This is a genomic window from Agrobacterium pusense (assembly GCF_013285525.1).
Classification (GTDB): domain Bacteria; phylum Pseudomonadota; class Alphaproteobacteria; order Rhizobiales; family Rhizobiaceae; genus Agrobacterium; species Agrobacterium pusense.
On sequence record NZ_CP053856.1, the window covers coordinates 884,245 to 899,343 of the forward strand.

The following is a 15,099-nucleotide window of genomic DNA, read 5'->3' on the forward strand; positions in this document are numbered from 1 at the left end:
AATGGTTACACCTTCACCGGCTGGCAATTGCGGATATCCGGTTCAGCGCCGCGACCTGCCGGTCGGCATTGTTATCCATAGGGTTTTCGTCACGGTCCGAGGCGGGCACGACGACATTGGCCGAATTTACGTGGATTACGGTCCGATTGCGCCCGGCTTTCTTTGCGGCATAAAGCGCTCGGTCGGCCTCGGTCATCATCACATTCAGCTCGGCGTCCTTGATCATCGCTTCGGATATGCCGACGCTGGTCGTCACCTTGATGGGTTCGCCGCGTGAGGTGATTTTCGAAAGAAGCAGATTGTTACGGATGGATTCGGCAAGCGTGACGGTGCTGGAGGGGCTTTCGACCTCCGCCACCAGCGCGAACTCCTCGCCGCCCATCCTCACGAAAAGGCCGCGGTCGCCGATCGCGCGTTGCGCGATTTGACAGAAATGCACGAGTACGGCGTCGCCGGACTGGTGGCCGTATCTGTCATTGATCTTCTTGAAATGGTCGATGTCGAAGAGAACAAGCGCCACATATCGGCTGGAGCCGTGTGAGCGCTTCTTGATGCGGTCGAACTCCTCCAGCAGACCACGCCGGTTAAGGACACCGGTCAGGTGATCGGTCATGGCGAGCCGGTGAAGACGAAGCTCCGTATCCTCCATGATGATCTTGGCGCTGATCATGATGATGGCCGTGAAGCCGAGCATGCCGGAAAAAGCGAGCGCCGATGTCAGAGGAATGGCGTTGGGCGCAGCCGCATTGGCCGGGATGACAATGGAGGCGACGACGGCGCCGGCAAAAGCCTGCAGGATCAGAATCGTCGCCAGAACTTTTCTGCTGCGCGACCTGCGCTCGCCATTTGCCAGAAGCACACCGGCGAGCATGAAATAGCCCGTGGCCGCACTGGCGTGATAAAGCAGGATTCGGGCCACCATGTTTTCTCGCACGGGTGGGACGAACATTCCGGCGATCCACAGGAGGGCCGGGATGGCAATCCAGCCAGCGAGCTTGCGCTTCTCCAGGGACAAGAGGCCCGCGAGCCAGAAGCCGAAGGCGGAAAGCGCCAGCGCGTTGCCGACCTGAATGGACAGGAAACTGGAAATATCTCCGCGAAACGCCACCATGACGGTGCCGAAGCCGGTGGCGAGAAAGCCGGCGGCGAAATAGAGATTGTGCCGGCGGGAAGGGCGGTGCAGCCACAGCGTTCCCAAAAGCACGGCAAGGGTGAACGTCTCCGCCGCCCATAGTAGCGTGCTCGTCTTTGCATCCAGCATTGCAAAATCCTATCTGCGCCATCATGCGGCAAAAGCGGAGAAGCTCGCACGACGTGCGTTATTCCCGCTGAATTGTTGAGCTGCCATTTCGCCCGGATAGGGCTGTTCGCCGATGGGAACCGAAATTCGTTTTTCAGTATCAGCAGCAAATACTAACGAGTTCTTGCTGGTTAGAAGTTATATCTGTGCATGAAGTACATTTTTTTGGTGCTCGCCAGTCTTGGTAAAAAATTGATGGCGGGGAGACAAATGGCTGCGGCCGGGACGAACGGGTGCAAAAGCCCGCCGCGGCCGGCCTCCGAAGCCCTGCAAACGCTGTTGAGCCGTTAAGGATATGCGGCTTCGTGTCTTGAAGTACGGGGCAGGGACACTCTATGTAGGGAGTATGAAGGTTAGAAGTGATTCCGGGGCGGTTTCCGCAACGGGCAGAGTTGACAAAGGACGGACATGAAAAATCCAGTTGATACCGCCATGGCTCTGGTGCCGATGGTCGTTGAGCAGACCAATCGCGGCGAACGCTCCTACGACATATTTTCCCGTCTTCTCAAGGAACGCATCATTTTCCTCACCGGCCCGGTGGAAGACCAGATGGCGTCGCTCGTCTGCGCGCAGCTGCTGTTCCTCGAGGCCGAGAACCCGAAGAAGGAAATTGCGCTCTACATCAATTCGCCAGGTGGCGTCGTGACCGCCGGCATGGCGATCTACGATACGATGCAGTTTATCCGCCCTGCGGTCTCCACGCTCTGCGTCGGCCAGGCTGCCTCCATGGGTTCGCTGCTTCTCGCTGCCGGTGAAAAGGGAATGCGTTTCGCCACCCCCAACGCACGCATCATGGTGCACCAGCCATCGGGCGGCTTCCAGGGTCAGGCTTCGGATATCGAACGCCACGCCCGCGACATCATCAAGATGAAGCGCCGCCTCAATGAAGTCTACGTGAAGCATACCGGCCGCACGCTCGAAGAGGTTGAAAAAACCCTTGATCGCGACCATTTCATGGATGCAGACGAGGCGAAGGACTGGGGCGTGATCGACAAGATCCTGACCTCGCGCCAGGAAATCGAAGGCGCCGTCGCGAATTGAGGCGCGACGCTTTTTGACGTTTGTTTGACCCCGCAAAAGTAATTTCGGGGCTTTCAACCGGAACAGAAAGCGATATTAGTATATATAAAGGCTATGTTGATTTTTTATGACGCGGCCTTTGGTTTAATGGGGAATTCGTTGCCGCCGGTTATCAGCTCCTGTATCTGATACGGTTAGTACCCCGGGAAACGAGGCGGATACGGCAATGCACCCCAAGGGCGGCCGTATCTGCGGGCGGTAAGTTGACCGCGATCCGTTTGACGGACCTGCGGCGTGCTGGAAGGAAAGAGATATGAGCAAAGTCAGCGGCAGCAACGGCGGCGACTCTAAGAATACACTCTATTGTTCATTCTGCGGCAAGAGCCAGCACGAAGTCCGGAAACTCATTGCCGGACCGACGGTATTCATCTGCGATGAATGCGTCGAATTGTGTATGGACATCATCCGCGAGGAGAACAAGACGTCTATGGTGAAGTCGCGCGAGGGTGTACCCACCCCGCAGGACATCATCAAGATCCTCGACGAATACGTCATCGGCCAGAAGCAGGCGAAGAAAATCCTGTCCGTGGCCGTTCACAACCACTACAAGCGCCTCGCGCACGCCTCCAAGAATGGCGATGTCGAGCTGGCGAAGTCGAACATCATGCTCGTCGGCCCGACGGGCTGCGGCAAGACCTATCTTGCCCAGACGCTCGCCCGCATCATCGACGTTCCCTTCACCATGGCGGACGCAACGACGCTGACCGAAGCCGGTTATGTCGGCGAGGACGTGGAAAACATCATCCTGAAGCTGTTGCAGGCGGCGGATTACAATGTCGAGCGCGCCCAGCGCGGCATCGTCTATATCGACGAAGTCGACAAGATTTCCCGCAAGTCGGATAACCCGTCCATCACGCGCGACGTATCGGGCGAGGGCGTTCAGCAGGCGCTTCTGAAGATCATGGAAGGCACGGTCGCTTCCGTTCCGCCGCAGGGCGGCCGCAAGCATCCGCAGCAGGAGTTCCTGCAGGTGGACACGACCAACATCCTGTTCATCTGCGGCGGCGCTTTTGCCGGCCTCGACAAGATCATCTCGGCCCGTGGCGAAAAGACCTCGATCGGCTTCGGTGCGACCGTCAAGGCGGAAGACGACCGTCGTGTGGGCGAAGTGCTGCGCGAGCTGGAGCCGGAAGATCTGGTGAAGTTCGGCCTCATTCCGGAATTCATCGGCCGTCTGCCCGTCCTGGCGACGCTGGAAGACCTAGATGAAGATGCGCTGATCCAGATCCTGTCCGAGCCGAAGAACGCTCTGGTCAAGCAGTACCAGCGCCTGTTCGAGATGGAAGACGTCGAGCTGACCTTCCACGAGGACGCGCTGCGCGAAATCGCCCGCAAGGCGATCACCCGCAAGACCGGTGCCCGTGGCCTGCGCTCGATCATGGAAAAGATCCTGCTGGATACCATGTTCGAACTGCCGACGCTGGAGGGCGTGCGCGAAGTGGTCATTTCCAACGACGTCGTCAGCGGTGTCGCGCGTCCGCTCTACATCTATGCGGACCGTCAGGAAGAAAAGACCAACGTCTCGGCGTAATCGGCTGCTGTGATGTTTGATGAAATCAGAGGCCCGCATCCGTGCGGGCCTTTTCTATTAGATGGGCCTTACGAAACTTGCGGCTAACTTGACGAAGCCCGATTTTGCGTTTGGAGCGGATTGCGCTTTGCTGATAAAGTCTTACAACTGATTTGCAGCGCGATATGACGGAAATGTGAATTTCGTCGGCGACCCGGTTCCTGAGCCCTCGAGGATAACCGGAAATGTCGGTAGTATTAGCCAGCGCTGAGTTTTTGTTGAATTTCACGGTCCTGCCGTCGCGTAAGGCCGTCTGCTCCGACGACTTGAAATCGGTGTTTCGAAACTCCACTTTCAGTCTCGAGAAATGAGTATGCCGGACGCCCCCAAGACGTTCGGCGAAGTGTCCCGAAAGGGACCATGGAAAGGAAATGATATGACGAACATCACGTCTGCGGCATCTGGCGGTACCTATCCGGTCCTTCCCCTGCGCGACATTGTCGTTTTCCCGCATATGATCGTTCCCCTGTTCGTCGGGCGGGAAAAATCCATCCGTGCGCTCGAGGAAGTCATGGGCTCCGACAAGCAGATCATGCTTGTTACCCAGATCAACGCCAGCGACGACGATCCGGCGCCTGAAGCCATCCACAAGGTCGGCACGGTCGCCAATGTCCTGCAGCTTCTGAAGCTTCCCGATGGCACCGTGAAGGTGCTGGTGGAAGGCAAGGGCCGCGCCCAGATCGACAGCTACACCGGTCGCGAGGATTTCTACGAAGCCTCGGCCACGCCTTTGCAGGAGCCTGCCGAAGATCCGGTCGAGATCGAGGCGCTCTCGCGTTCGGTCGTTTCGGAATTCGAGAGCTATGTGAAGCTCAACAAGAAGATTTCGCCCGAGGTTGTCGGCGCTGCCGGTCAGATCGATGATTACTCGAAGCTCGCCGACACGGTCGCTTCGCACCTGTCGATCAAGATCACCGAAAAACAGGAAATGCTGGAAACCGTCAGCGTGAAGCAGCGGCTTGAAAAGGCGCTTGGCTTCATGGAAGGCGAGATTTCCGTTCTTCAGGTCGAAAAGCGCATCCGCTCGCGCGTCAAGCGCCAGATGGAGAAGACCCAGCGCGAATATTACCTGAACGAGCAGATGAAGGCGATCCAGAAGGAACTCGGCGACGGCGAGGACGGCCGTGACGAGATGGCCGAGCTGGAAGAGCGCATCGCCAAGACAAAGCTTTCCAAGGAGGCCAAGGAAAAGGCCGAAGCGGAAATGAAGAAGCTGCGCCAGATGAGCCCGATGTCCGCGGAAGCCACCGTCGTGCGCAATTATCTGGACTGGCTGCTTGGTCTGCCCTGGGGCAAGAAGTCCAAGATCAAGGCGGACCTCAACAATGCCGAGAAGATTCTGGATCAGGACCATTTCGGTCTGGACAAGGTCAAGGAGCGTATCGTCGAGTATCTGGCCGTGCAGGCCCGTGCGACGAAGATCCGTGGCCCGATCCTGTGCCTCGTCGGCCCGCCCGGCGTCGGCAAGACCTCGCTCGCCAAGTCGATCGCCAAGGCGACCGGCCGCGAATATGTGCGCATGGCGCTGGGTGGCGTTCGTGACGAAGCGGAAATCCGCGGTCACCGCCGCACCTATATCGGCTCCATGCCGGGCAAGATCGTCCAGTCGATGAAGAAGGCCAAGAAGGCAAACCCGCTCTTCCTGCTCGACGAAATCGACAAGATGGGCATGGATTTCCGTGGCGATCCGTCGTCGGCGCTGCTCGAGGTTCTCGATCCGGAACAGAACTCCACCTTCATGGATCACTACCTGGAAGTGGAATACGACCTGTCCGACGTGATGTTCGTGACCACGGCCAACACGCTGAACATTCCCGGCCCGCTGATGGACCGTATGGAAGTGATCCGCATCGCCGGTTACACGGAAGACGAAAAGCGCGAAATCGCAAAGCGTCACCTGCTGCCCAAGGCGATCAAGGAACATGCCCTGCGTCCGGAAGAATTCTCGGTCACCGATGATGCCCTGATGGTTGTCATCCAGCAGTACACCCGCGAGGCGGGCGTGCGCAGCTTCGAACGCGAGCTGATGAAGCTGGCGCGCAAGGCTGTCACCGAGATCATCAAGGGCAAGGTCAAGTCTGTTGAGGTTACCGCAGCAAACGTTCCGGATTATCTGGGCGTTCCGCGGTTCCGCCACGGCGAGGCCGAGCGCGAGGATCAGGTCGGTGTCGTCACGGGTCTTGCCTGGACGGAAGTCGGCGGTGAGCTGCTCACCATCGAAGGCGTGATGATGCCGGGCAAGGGCCGCATGACGGTTACCGGCAACCTCAAGGAAGTGATGAAGGAATCCATTTCGGCGGCGGCATCCTATGTCCGTTCGCGCGCCGTGGACTTCGGCATCGAGCCGCCGCGCTTCGACAAGAGCGACATCCACGTGCACGTTCCGGAAGGGGCAACCCCGAAGGACGGTCCGTCCGCCGGTGTCGCCATGGCAACCGCGATCGTCTCCATCATGACCGGTATTCCGGTCTCGAAGGACGTGGCGATGACGGGCGAGATTACGCTTCGTGGTCGCGTTCTGCCGATCGGTGGCCTGAAGGAAAAGCTGCTTGCAGCGCTTCGCGGCGGCATCAAGAAGGTGCTGATCCCGGAAGAAAACGCCAAGGATCTGGCGGAGATTCCGGACAATGTGAAGAACGAGATGGAAATCATTCCGGTGTCGCGCATGGGCGAGGTTATCAAGCACGCCCTCATCCGTCAGCCGGAGCCCATCGAGTGGGATGGCAGCATCGAGACGCCGGTGATCGCAACGGTCGAAGGCGTTGATGACGGCAGCCAGACCATCGCGCATTGAGACGCGTCGTCGCGAGGGCTGGAATCGGTGCTCGCGACAGGTCCTGCGTAGATTCAATGCGTTAGGCTTCACGACGAAGGTACGGCTTCAGGTCGGCGCAAGTGATGCGAAATTGGCACGATTATGGGGAAGGCCGGCAGAAATGTCGGCCTTTTTTGTGAAAAAAACCGCAGACCCCTTGTTTTTCAGGCGATTCCAGCGCTTTTGAGTTGCTGCGCGCGGATACGAACGTATTTTGCGCCGGCTTAATTTGAGTCGTTTCAAACCATTGAAAGGGGTGGAAACATGAACAAGAACGAGCTCGTCTCTGCTGTTGCCGAAAAGGCTGGTCTCACGAAGGCAGATGCTGCTTCCGCTGTTGATGCCGTATTCGAAACCGTACAGAGCGAACTGAAGAACGGTGGCGATATCCGCCTCGCCGGCTTTGGCAGCTTCTCCGTCAGCCGTCGTGAAGCCTCCAAGGGCCGTAACCCTTCCACGGGTGCTGAAGTCGATATCCCGGCTCGCAACGTTCCGAAGTTCTCCGCAGGCAAGGGCCTGAAGGACGCCGTCAACTCGTAAGGTTTCCGGAAAGCCGTAACGCCCGCGGCGGGCGGCGGCTTTTCAGGTTCACGAGGAAGCATGTTTTGACGCGCTCACGCCATCAACCGGTCTAAGGAGCGTGCCTTTCGAAAGTTCTTTCGAGCGGCGCCGTTTATGCCGAATGGTATGGAATGAAAGTCGGGCGTGCCTGTGTAGCCTCCATCCGGACACACGGCGTTTCGATATACGGAATATGCGCATAAACACGAAAGCCCGGCCTTTGCGGCCGGGCTTTTTGATTCCGGGCCATGAAGTGTCATGCCACTGTCATGTCCGTGACGCAGAAGCCTTGGGATATTTCTGAACCCAAGGGGGATAAAATGGCGTTCCGATTTTCTCAGATGGCCTTGACCGCGGCTGTGCTTACATCTGCAGCCTTTCCGGCGGCCGCAGAGCCGGTTTTTAACCGCATTGCTTCTTTCCCGGTAGCGAAAAACCTGCCCGCGGACAAGGACGCCAAGTCCGTGACCTCGGCTGAAATCATCACCGCCAGCGAAGACGGCAAGACGCTGATCTATTCGGACAGCCCGCTCGGCGGCATCGGCTTCATCGACATCACCGATGCCAAGGCTCCCAAGGCCGGCGGCGCATTGCTGCTGGAAGGTGAGCCGACCTCCGTTGCCGTGGCCGGTCTCAAGGTTCTCGCCGGCGTCAATACCTCGGAAAACCGCGCCAAGCCCTCCGGCAAGCTCGTGACTGTCGATATCGCTGCCAAGAAGATCGAGGCGAGCTGTGATCTCGGCGGTCAACCGGATTCAGTCGCGGTGTCTCCGGATAAAACCTTTGCCGCCATCGCTATCGAAAACGAACGTGATGAAGAGGTGAACGAAGGCGCCCTGCCGCAGATGCCAGCCGGTTATCTCGTCACTGTCGGCCTGAAGGACGGCGTTGCCGACTGTGCGACGCTGAAGAAGATCGACGTCACCGGTCTCGCCGAGATTTCCCCTGAGGATCCGGAACCGGAATTCGTCTCGATCAATGCCAATGGCGAGATCGCGCTGACGCTGCAGGAAAACAACCATATCGTCATCATCGACGGCAAGACCGGCACGGTGAAGACGCATTTCTCTGCCGGCACCGTCAATCTCGAAGGCATCGACACCAAGACCGATGGCCAGCTGAAATTCACCGACAAGCAGGAAGGTCGCAAGCGCGAACCTGATGCCGTCAAGTGGCTGGACAATGACCGTATCGTCATCGCCAACGAGGGCGACTGGCAGGGCGGTGCACGCGGCTTCACCATTTTCGACAAGACCGGCAAGCTCCTTTATGAAGCCGGCGCTTCGCTCGAGCACGCGGTTGCCGCCATTGGCCATTATCCAGAAAAACGCTCTAAGGCCAAGGGCATCGAGCCGGAGGGTCTGGAAACGGCGACCTTCGATGGTCAGAAGTACTTCTTCGTGCTTGCCGAGCGCGCCTCGATTGCCGCTGTTTACAAGGATACCGGCGCAGAGCCGCAGCTCACGCAGCTCCTGCCTTCGGGCATTTCGCCGGAAGGCGCTGTCGCCATCCCCGCGCGCAACCTCTTCGTCACGGCCAATGAGGCTGATCTGGTGGAAGACGACGGCGCCCGCTCGCATGTCATGATCTATGAACGCGCCGAGGGCGAGCTGGCCTATCCGCAGCTGGTATCCGCCACCGTCGATGGTGCGCCTATCGGCTGGGGCGCTCTTTCGGGTCTGGTAGGCGATGCCGAGAAGCCAGGCATCCTCTATGCCGTGTCCGACTCGGTCTATGGTAACCAGCCGTCGATCTACACCATCGACGCGACCAAGAAGCCCGCCACCATCACCAGCGTGCTGCGTGTCAAGCGCGACGGCATTGCCGCGCAGAAGCTTGACATCGAAGGCATCACGCTGGATGGCAAGGGCTGGTTCTGGCTGGCCTCCGAAGGCGACAGCGCCAAGCTTGTTCCGCATGCGCTCTACAACGTCAATGCCAAGGGTGAAATCAAGGCCGAAATCGCCTTGCCAAAGGAACTGCTCGCCGGCGATACCCGCTTCGGTTTCGAAGGCGTTACCATGATCGGCAAGGGCGATGACGCGACGCTGTGGATGGCCGTGCAGCGCGAATGGGGCACGGACGAGAAGGGCTTCGTCAAGCTCGTCTCCTATAATCCGAAGTCCAAGGAATGGGGCGCCGTGCGCTACCCGCTCGATAAGACCGAAGCCGGTTGGGTCGGCCTGTCCGAAATCACCGCACAGGGCGACAATGTCTATATCGTCGAGCGCGACAACCAGATCGGTGACAAGGCCAAGATCAAGAAGCTCTACCGCGTGGCGATTGCTGACCTGAAGCCGGGCAAGATCGGTGGCGAATTGCCGCTGGTCACCAAGCAGGAGGCCCATGACTTCCTGCCAGACCTCAAGGCCCAGACCAACGGCTATGTCGTCGACAAGCTGGAAGGCTTCACCTTCGACAAGGCGGGAACGGCCTATGCCGTGACCGATAATGACGGCGTCGATGATTCTTCCGGCGAGACGCTGTTCTTCAAGGTCGAGATGAAGGCGATCAACTGATTGCACACGACAGCGCCGCAACGGAAAAAGCCGGGCATAGCCCGGCTTTTTTAATGCGGTATGGGTCTGAATGCCGGGCGTTTATACGATACGTCATATGCAAGCCCTCAAAAGGCATTGCCGCTTCGCATCGGTGATCGAAAGTCTCTCCGGAGGTCGTCCGGGATAATGGTGCGATCCCAGCGCCCGGATCACCGCCCCATGGAATTCTTGTTTTTGGAAATATCTGGTTTCTCCGAATCCTGCTGGACCCAGCGGAAAAAAATGTAAACAGGCAGCGCAATAAGCGCGAGTGTAACAAACGCGTCGAGTGACATGGTTTCATCCATCAGTTCCACCGCTCATCATGAAACGGCCTGAAAACAATGCCCGAAATCTCTTTAAAAATTCTAAATCTGCTTATTTTTCGGTATGTTGCGGGGTGAAACAGGGGTGGCTGCGGCTGTGCGAATCTGAAACGAAAGTCCCGGTTTGGCACGGCGCGGCAACTGGGAAATGTGATTCTACACCGCAGTAGCGCGCGACCATGGCCCCTTCCATGCCACCGAGGGCAGGGGCTGCGCATCGAAGCCAAGCATACATGGTGAAGCGCAACCGCGTACGGTTCAAACCGCAATCGGCAAGGGTTCTTTAAATCACTATGAGAAGGAATGGTGGGCGATGAGAGACTCGAACTCCCGACATCCTCGGTGTAAACGAGGCGCTCTACCAACTGAGCTAATCGCCCTTCGCGTCTTGCGGATCATGTCCGCCGCGTCGGTGGCCGTGATGTATTCGGATCGGAAAAAAACCGCAAGGGCTTTTGTGAAGTTTTTTTGTTTTTTTTCGGGGAGGTTTTTCCCTCCGCCGAAGGGGAGGGGTAAAAAGCCGGGAACTGCGGGCTTTTTGGTAAATTCAGAAACCAATGACGTCATGACGGCCCCGTAGAAATGACGTTGATAAAGCTGCTGGCTGTGGACAAGTTTTTTGTTTTCGTTGGGAAAAGCCCGCAAAACAGGGCATTTGCCGGAGCGTCGATAAAAGGCCCCAGGGTTTTTCCTGATCAAAATGAAAAAGCTTATTCTTTTGTCGTGAAACCTGCTTGACACCCCCGCACGAACGCCGTAGTTAGCCGCTCAACGAACAGCCGAGGCTGGTTCGTACGGCGGAACCAAGGTTCTGTCCGTCAGGATAAGCGGGTGTAGCTCAGTTGGTTAGAGTGCCGGCCTGTCACGCCGGAGGTCGCGGGTTCGAGCCCCGTCACTCGCGCCATCCTGTTCCTCGGAAAAAACGCAGATGAATGTCTGTGGAGCGCGGGTGTAGCTCAGTCGGTTAGAGTGCCGGCCTGTCACGCCGGAGGTCGCGGGTTCGAGCCCCGTCACTCGCGCCATTTCTCCTTCTTGAAATGTCTCCATCTGAACAATCGATGCGCGGTCTGCGCGGCTTTGTCTTCAGCGATTCAGGTCTCTGATTCCGGCCGTTTCCCGCGGGATTTTTCCTGCTTTTATCAGTCAAGTTTCGATTTCCCGATATCGTCACTTCGCCAACGTTTGGGCGTAAAAATCGTGTGACTTTTTTGCGGTTGCGTCCTTCAATCGATTATTATTGTATTTGAGGGGCTTAGGTCGGAAATGTGGCCCAAATTTGCGTCAATTCCGGCAATATTGTTGCCAATCAATGCGGCAGGTGTCTTGAAATGGTGCCTAAACTCTTGCAGAGAGGGCGCGGCTGCGCTAACCACTTTGGCGTTGCAACATATTTGTCCGCTCTTTGAGACTAAGGTCACAAAGGCAGGCCCGGCACCCGGCCGGGCAGGGAAGAGACCATGACTGAACTCCTCAGTTCCTACATTCCGATCGCAATATTCATCGGTATCGCTCTTGTCATCGGCCTGGCGCTTCTGATTGCGCCTTTCGCTGTCGCTTACAAGGCGCCGGACCCGGAAAAGCTCTCCGCTTTCGAGTGCGGTTTCAACGCCTTCGACGATGCCCGCATGAAGTTCGATATCCGCTTTTATCTGGTGTCGATTCTGTTCATCATCTTTGACTTGGAAGTCGCGTTCCTGTTCCCATGGGCGGTGTCTTTCGGTGAGATGGGCTGGTTCGGTTTCTGGTCGATGATGGTGTTCCTCCTCGTTCTCACCATCGGCTTTATCTATGAGTGGAAGAAGGGAGCGCTGGAATGGGCATGAGCCAGAACAACAGCACGCTCGTCGCGCCGCAGCCGAAGGGGATCATCGATCCCTCCACCGGCAAGCCGGTTGGCAGCAACGATGCCTACTTCACGGAAATCAACGACGAGCTGGCCGATAAGGGCTTCCTCGTCACCTCGACAGACGAACTCATCACCTGGGCCCGTACCGGCTCGCTGATGTGGATGCAGTTCGGTCTTGCCTGCTGCGCCGTCGAAGGCCTGATGCAGGCTTCCGGTCCGCGTTACGACATGGAGCGCTTCGGTGTCGCCCCGCGCGCCTCGCCGCGCCAGTCGGACGTGATGATCGTCGCCGGCACGCTGACCAACAAGATGGCTCCGGCTCTGCGTAAGGTCTATGACCAGATGCCGGAACCGCGTTACGTCATCTCCATGGGTTCCTGCGCCAATGGCGGCGGTTATTACCATTATTCCTACGCCGTCGTACGCGGCTGCGATCGCGTCGTGCCGGTGGATATCTACGTTCCGGGCTGTCCCCCCACGGCCGAAGCGCTGCTTTACGGCGTGCTTCTGCTGCAGAAAAAGATCCGGCGTACCGGTACGATCGAGCGCTAAGGGCAAAGGACGGATTTAGAATGAGCGAAGCTCTCAACGATCTTGCTGCTTACGTTAAGGAAGCGCGCGGTTCACTCGTGGTGTCGGCCGATATCGCCTATGGCGAGCTGACGCTGAACACGACGCCTGAAAGCGTAATCGCGCTTCTGACCTTCCTGCGCGACGATGTGCAGTGCGGATTCGTCAATATCATCGATATCTGCGGCGTTGACTGGCCGCAGCGCGAAAAGCGTTTCGATGTCGTTTATCACCTGCTGTCGCCGCGCCAGAATCTGCGCGTCCGCGTCAAGCTGCAGGTGGAGGAGGACGAGGGGGTTCCTTCTGCGACCTCCGTCTACATGGGTGCGGAGTGGTTCGAGCGTGAAGCCTGGGACATGTATGGTATTCCGTTTGAGGGCCATGCGGACCTTCGCCGCATCCTCACCGATTACGGTTTCGAAGGCCACCCGCTGCGCAAGGATTTCCCGGTTACCGGGTTTGTTGAAGTGCGTTACGATGACGTTCTGAAGCGCGTGCTTTATGAGCCGGTCGAGCTGAAGCAGGAATTCCGTAACTTCGACTTCCTTTCCCCTTGGGAAGGGACCGATTACGTTCTTCCTGGCGACGAAAAGGCCAAGCAATGAGCCAGGTCTCCGCGACAGAGCATGGGCAATGTCTTTGCGGCGCCGTCGGCCTTGAGGCCGTCATCGGCGCCCGCGAATTCGGCGTTTGCCATTGCTCCATGTGCCGCCGCTGGTCCGGCGGCGCGTTTCTGGCCGTCGAATGCGCTGATATCTCCGTCGAAAACGAAGAGAGCCTCGGCGTCTATTCCTCGTCGGAGTGGGGCGAGCGCTGCTTCTGCAAGAATTGCGGCAGCACGCTGATGTGGCGTTCCAAGGATGGCAAGCATTTTGCCGTGTCGCTGCAGGCTTTTGACAACCCTTCCAGTTTCAGGTTCGCGTCGCAGATTTTCACGGATGAAAAGCCTTCGAGCTATTCCTTCGCTGAGATCACGCAGAACATGACCGGCCCCGAATTCATCGCCATGATCACCTCGGCGGAGCACTAGAATGACTGAGCATAACGTCCGCAACTTCACGATCAACTTCGGTCCGGAACATCCCTCCGCGCACGGCGTGCTGCGTCTGGTTCTGGAACTGGACGGCGAAATCGTCGAGCGCGTTGATCCGCATATCGGTCTTCTGCATCGCGGAACCGAAAAGCTGATCGAGACGAAGACCTATCTGCAGGCCGTTCCTTACTTCGATCGTCTCGACTACGTCGCGCCGATGAACCAGGAGCACGCTTTCGCGCTTGCCGTCGAAAAGCTGCTCGGCCTCGAGATCCCGATGCGTGGCCAGCTGATCCGCGTTCTCTATTCGGAAATCGGCCGCATCCTCTCGCACATCATGAACGTGACCACGCAGGCCATGGACGTGGGCGCGATGACGCCGCCGGTCTGGGGCTTCGAAGAGCGCGAAAAGCTGATGGTGTTTTATGAGCGCGCCTGTGGCGCGCGCATGCACTCGGCCTATTTCCGCCCGGGCGGCGTTCACCAGGACCTGCCGCCGGAACTGGTTGACGATATCGGCAAGTGGTGCGATCCCTTCATCACCGTCCTCGACAATATCGAGGGCCTCCTGACGGATAACCGCATCTATAAGCAGCGTAACGTCGATATCGGCGTCGTCTCGCTGGAAGATGCCTTTGCCTGGGGCTTTACGGGCGTGATGGTGCGTGGTTCCGGCGCTGCCTGGGATTTGCGTCGTTCGCAGCCTTATGAGTGCTATTCCGATCTGGAATTCGACATCCCTGTTGGCAAAAACGGCGACTGCTATGATCGTTACCTGATCCGCATGCAGGAAATGCGCGAATCCGTGAAGATCATGAAGCAGTGCGTCGAGCTTTTGTCCGGCAAGCACCGCATCGGCCCGGTCTCCTCGCTGGATGGCAAGGTGGTTCCGCCCAAGCGCGGTGAGATGAAGCGTTCGATGGAAGCGCTGATCCACCACTTCAAGCTCTACACCGAAGGTTATCACGTTCCCGCTGGCGAAGTTTACGCCGCCGTCGAAGCGCCAAAGGGCGAGTTCGGCGTTTATGTGGTTGCCGATGGTTCCAACAAGCCTTACCGCTGCAAGATCCGCGCTCCGGGCTATGCCCATCTGCAGGCGATGGATTTTCTGTGCAAGGGCCATCAGCTTGCCGACGTTACAGCCGTGCTCGGCTCTCTCGACATCGTGTTCGGGGAGGTCGACCGCTGATGCGTCTGCCGCTGGCCATACCGGCTTTTCTCGCAGCGATGTCCACCCCCCCGTTTTCGCCCAGACGGCGACGGACGAGGGCGGTGTATCGTTGGCGAGCGGCGGCTCCTCGACCATCAAGCAGCTTCTGTCGTCGGGATACGAGATCAAGGCCTCGGTTCCCAATGGCAGCAAGTTCATTGTGTTCATGCAAAAAGACAAGGCGGCTTATGCCTGCGAATTCGTCACGGTGGCGAGATCGCGGTGTGAGACGTTAAACTGAAAAGGCG

The 15,099-nt window shown here is 58.0% G+C and carries 13 protein-coding genes and 3 tRNA genes; 13 read left to right on the forward strand and 3 right to left on the reverse strand.

The window, feature by feature from the left end:
* Positions 1-13: 13 nt before the first annotated feature.
* Positions 14-1,261 carry a GGDEF domain-containing protein gene (locus HQN82_RS04345; RefSeq protein ID WP_004441298.1) on the reverse strand — a complete coding sequence of 416 codons (1,248 nt, stop codon included), beginning with the start codon at positions 1,259-1,261 and terminating at the stop codon, positions 14-16.
* A 447-nt stretch (positions 1,262-1,708) separates the two neighbouring features.
* On the opposite strand from HQN82_RS04345, the gene clpP reads away from it, so the two are divergent.
* The 5 genes from clpP to HQN82_RS04370 all read left to right on the forward strand — a co-directional run bounded on the left by clpP (position 1,709) and on the right by HQN82_RS04370 (position 9,845).
* Positions 1,709-2,341: an ATP-dependent Clp endopeptidase proteolytic subunit ClpP gene (clpP, locus tag HQN82_RS04350; RefSeq protein ID WP_004441299.1), complete on the forward strand. Its 633-nt coding sequence runs from the start codon at positions 1,709-1,711 to the stop codon at positions 2,339-2,341.
* Positions 2,342-2,633: 292 nt separating this feature from the next.
* Positions 2,634-3,911, forward strand: coding sequence for an ATP-dependent Clp protease ATP-binding subunit ClpX (gene clpX / locus HQN82_RS04355; protein WP_003521528.1), 1,278 nt, complete (start codon positions 2,634-2,636; stop codon positions 3,909-3,911).
* A gap of 415 nt (positions 3,912-4,326) precedes the next feature.
* Positions 4,327-6,744, forward strand: coding sequence for an endopeptidase La (gene lon, locus HQN82_RS04360; protein WP_004441301.1), 2,418 nt, complete (start codon positions 4,327-4,329; stop codon positions 6,742-6,744).
* Positions 6,745-7,029: 285 nt separating this feature from the next.
* On the forward strand, positions 7,030-7,305 hold the full coding sequence (gene hupB / locus HQN82_RS04365) for a DNA-binding protein HupB (RefSeq protein WP_003502360.1): 276 nt from the start codon (positions 7,030-7,032) through the stop codon (positions 7,303-7,305).
* Between the two features lie 341 nt (positions 7,306-7,646).
* On the forward strand, positions 7,647-9,845 hold the full coding sequence (locus HQN82_RS04370; RefSeq protein WP_173614583.1) for an esterase-like activity of phytase family protein: 2,199 nt from the start codon (positions 7,647-7,649) through the stop codon (positions 9,843-9,845).
* A gap of 191 nt (positions 9,846-10,036) precedes the next feature.
* On the opposite strand, the gene HQN82_RS04375 is transcribed toward HQN82_RS04370, so the two are convergent.
* Positions 10,037-10,174 carry a hypothetical protein gene (locus HQN82_RS04375; RefSeq protein WP_006697989.1) on the reverse strand — a complete coding sequence of 46 codons (138 nt, stop codon included), beginning with the start codon at positions 10,172-10,174 and terminating at the stop codon, positions 10,037-10,039.
* A 322-nt stretch (positions 10,175-10,496) separates the two neighbouring features.
* Positions 10,497-10,572, reverse strand: a tRNA-Val gene (locus tag HQN82_RS04380).
* A 447-nt stretch (positions 10,573-11,019) separates the two neighbouring features.
* On the opposite strand from HQN82_RS04380, the gene HQN82_RS04385 reads away from it, so the two are divergent.
* The 8 genes from HQN82_RS04385 to HQN82_RS25695 all read left to right on the forward strand — a co-directional run bounded on the left by HQN82_RS04385 (position 11,020) and on the right by HQN82_RS25695 (position 15,092).
* A tRNA-Asp gene (locus HQN82_RS04385) sits at positions 11,020-11,096 on the forward strand.
* Positions 11,097-11,137: 41 nt separating this feature from the next.
* Positions 11,138-11,214, forward strand: a tRNA-Asp gene (locus tag HQN82_RS04390).
* Between the two features lie 435 nt (positions 11,215-11,649).
* Positions 11,650-12,015, forward strand: a complete 366-nt coding sequence (locus tag HQN82_RS04395) for an NADH-quinone oxidoreductase subunit A (protein ID WP_003496469.1) — start codon at positions 11,650-11,652, stop codon at positions 12,013-12,015.
* On the forward strand, positions 12,006-12,590 hold the full coding sequence (locus tag HQN82_RS04400) for a NuoB/complex I 20 kDa subunit family protein (RefSeq protein ID WP_003496467.1): 585 nt from the start codon (positions 12,006-12,008) through the stop codon (positions 12,588-12,590). The genes HQN82_RS04395 and HQN82_RS04400 overlap by 10 nt, the downstream gene beginning before the upstream one ends.
* Positions 12,591-12,610: 20 nt before the next feature.
* Entirely contained in the window at positions 12,611-13,213 is a 603-nt protein-coding gene (locus HQN82_RS04405; protein ID WP_004441311.1) for an NADH-quinone oxidoreductase subunit C, read from the forward strand.
* Positions 13,210-13,638, forward strand: a complete 429-nt coding sequence (locus HQN82_RS04410) for a GFA family protein (RefSeq protein ID WP_004441314.1) — start codon at positions 13,210-13,212, stop codon at positions 13,636-13,638. Before HQN82_RS04405 ends, HQN82_RS04410 begins: the two co-directional genes overlap by 4 nt.
* A gap of 1 nt (position 13,639) precedes the next feature.
* On the forward strand, positions 13,640-14,830 hold the full coding sequence (locus HQN82_RS04415; RefSeq protein WP_004441317.1) for an NADH-quinone oxidoreductase subunit D: 1,191 nt from the start codon (positions 13,640-13,642) through the stop codon (positions 14,828-14,830).
* Positions 14,769-15,092: a hypothetical protein gene (locus HQN82_RS25695; RefSeq protein ID WP_427832743.1), complete on the forward strand. Its 324-nt coding sequence runs from the start codon at positions 14,769-14,771 to the stop codon at positions 15,090-15,092. Before HQN82_RS04415 ends, HQN82_RS25695 begins: the two co-directional genes overlap by 62 nt.
* The last annotated feature ends 7 nt before the right edge of the window (positions 15,093-15,099 follow it).

Excerpts from the sequence above, each read along its gene's own strand:
- HQN82_RS04345 (WP_004441298.1), bottom strand. The coding sequence starts at position 1,261 with ATGCTGGATGCAAAGACGAGCACGCTACTATGGGCGGCGGAGACGTTC.
- clpP (WP_004441299.1), top strand. The coding sequence starts at position 1,709 with ATGAAAAATCCAGTTGATACCGCCATGGCTCTGGTGCCGATGGTCGTT.
- clpX (WP_003521528.1), top strand. The coding sequence starts at position 2,634 with ATGAGCAAAGTCAGCGGCAGCAACGGCGGCGACTCTAAGAATACACTC.
- lon (WP_004441301.1), top strand. The coding sequence starts at position 4,327 with ATGACGAACATCACGTCTGCGGCATCTGGCGGTACCTATCCGGTCCTT.
- hupB (WP_003502360.1), top strand. The coding sequence starts at position 7,030 with ATGAACAAGAACGAGCTCGTCTCTGCTGTTGCCGAAAAGGCTGGTCTC.
- HQN82_RS04370 (WP_173614583.1), top strand. The coding sequence starts at position 7,647 with ATGGCGTTCCGATTTTCTCAGATGGCCTTGACCGCGGCTGTGCTTACA.
- HQN82_RS04375 (WP_006697989.1), bottom strand. The coding sequence starts at position 10,174 with ATGGATGAAACCATGTCACTCGACGCGTTTGTTACACTCGCGCTTATT.
- HQN82_RS04395 (WP_003496469.1), top strand. The coding sequence starts at position 11,650 with ATGACTGAACTCCTCAGTTCCTACATTCCGATCGCAATATTCATCGGT.
- HQN82_RS04400 (WP_003496467.1), top strand. The coding sequence starts at position 12,006 with ATGGGCATGAGCCAGAACAACAGCACGCTCGTCGCGCCGCAGCCGAAG.
- HQN82_RS04405 (WP_004441311.1), top strand. The coding sequence starts at position 12,611 with ATGAGCGAAGCTCTCAACGATCTTGCTGCTTACGTTAAGGAAGCGCGC.
- HQN82_RS04410 (WP_004441314.1), top strand. The coding sequence starts at position 13,210 with ATGAGCCAGGTCTCCGCGACAGAGCATGGGCAATGTCTTTGCGGCGCC.
- HQN82_RS04415 (WP_004441317.1), top strand. The coding sequence starts at position 13,640 with ATGACTGAGCATAACGTCCGCAACTTCACGATCAACTTCGGTCCGGAA.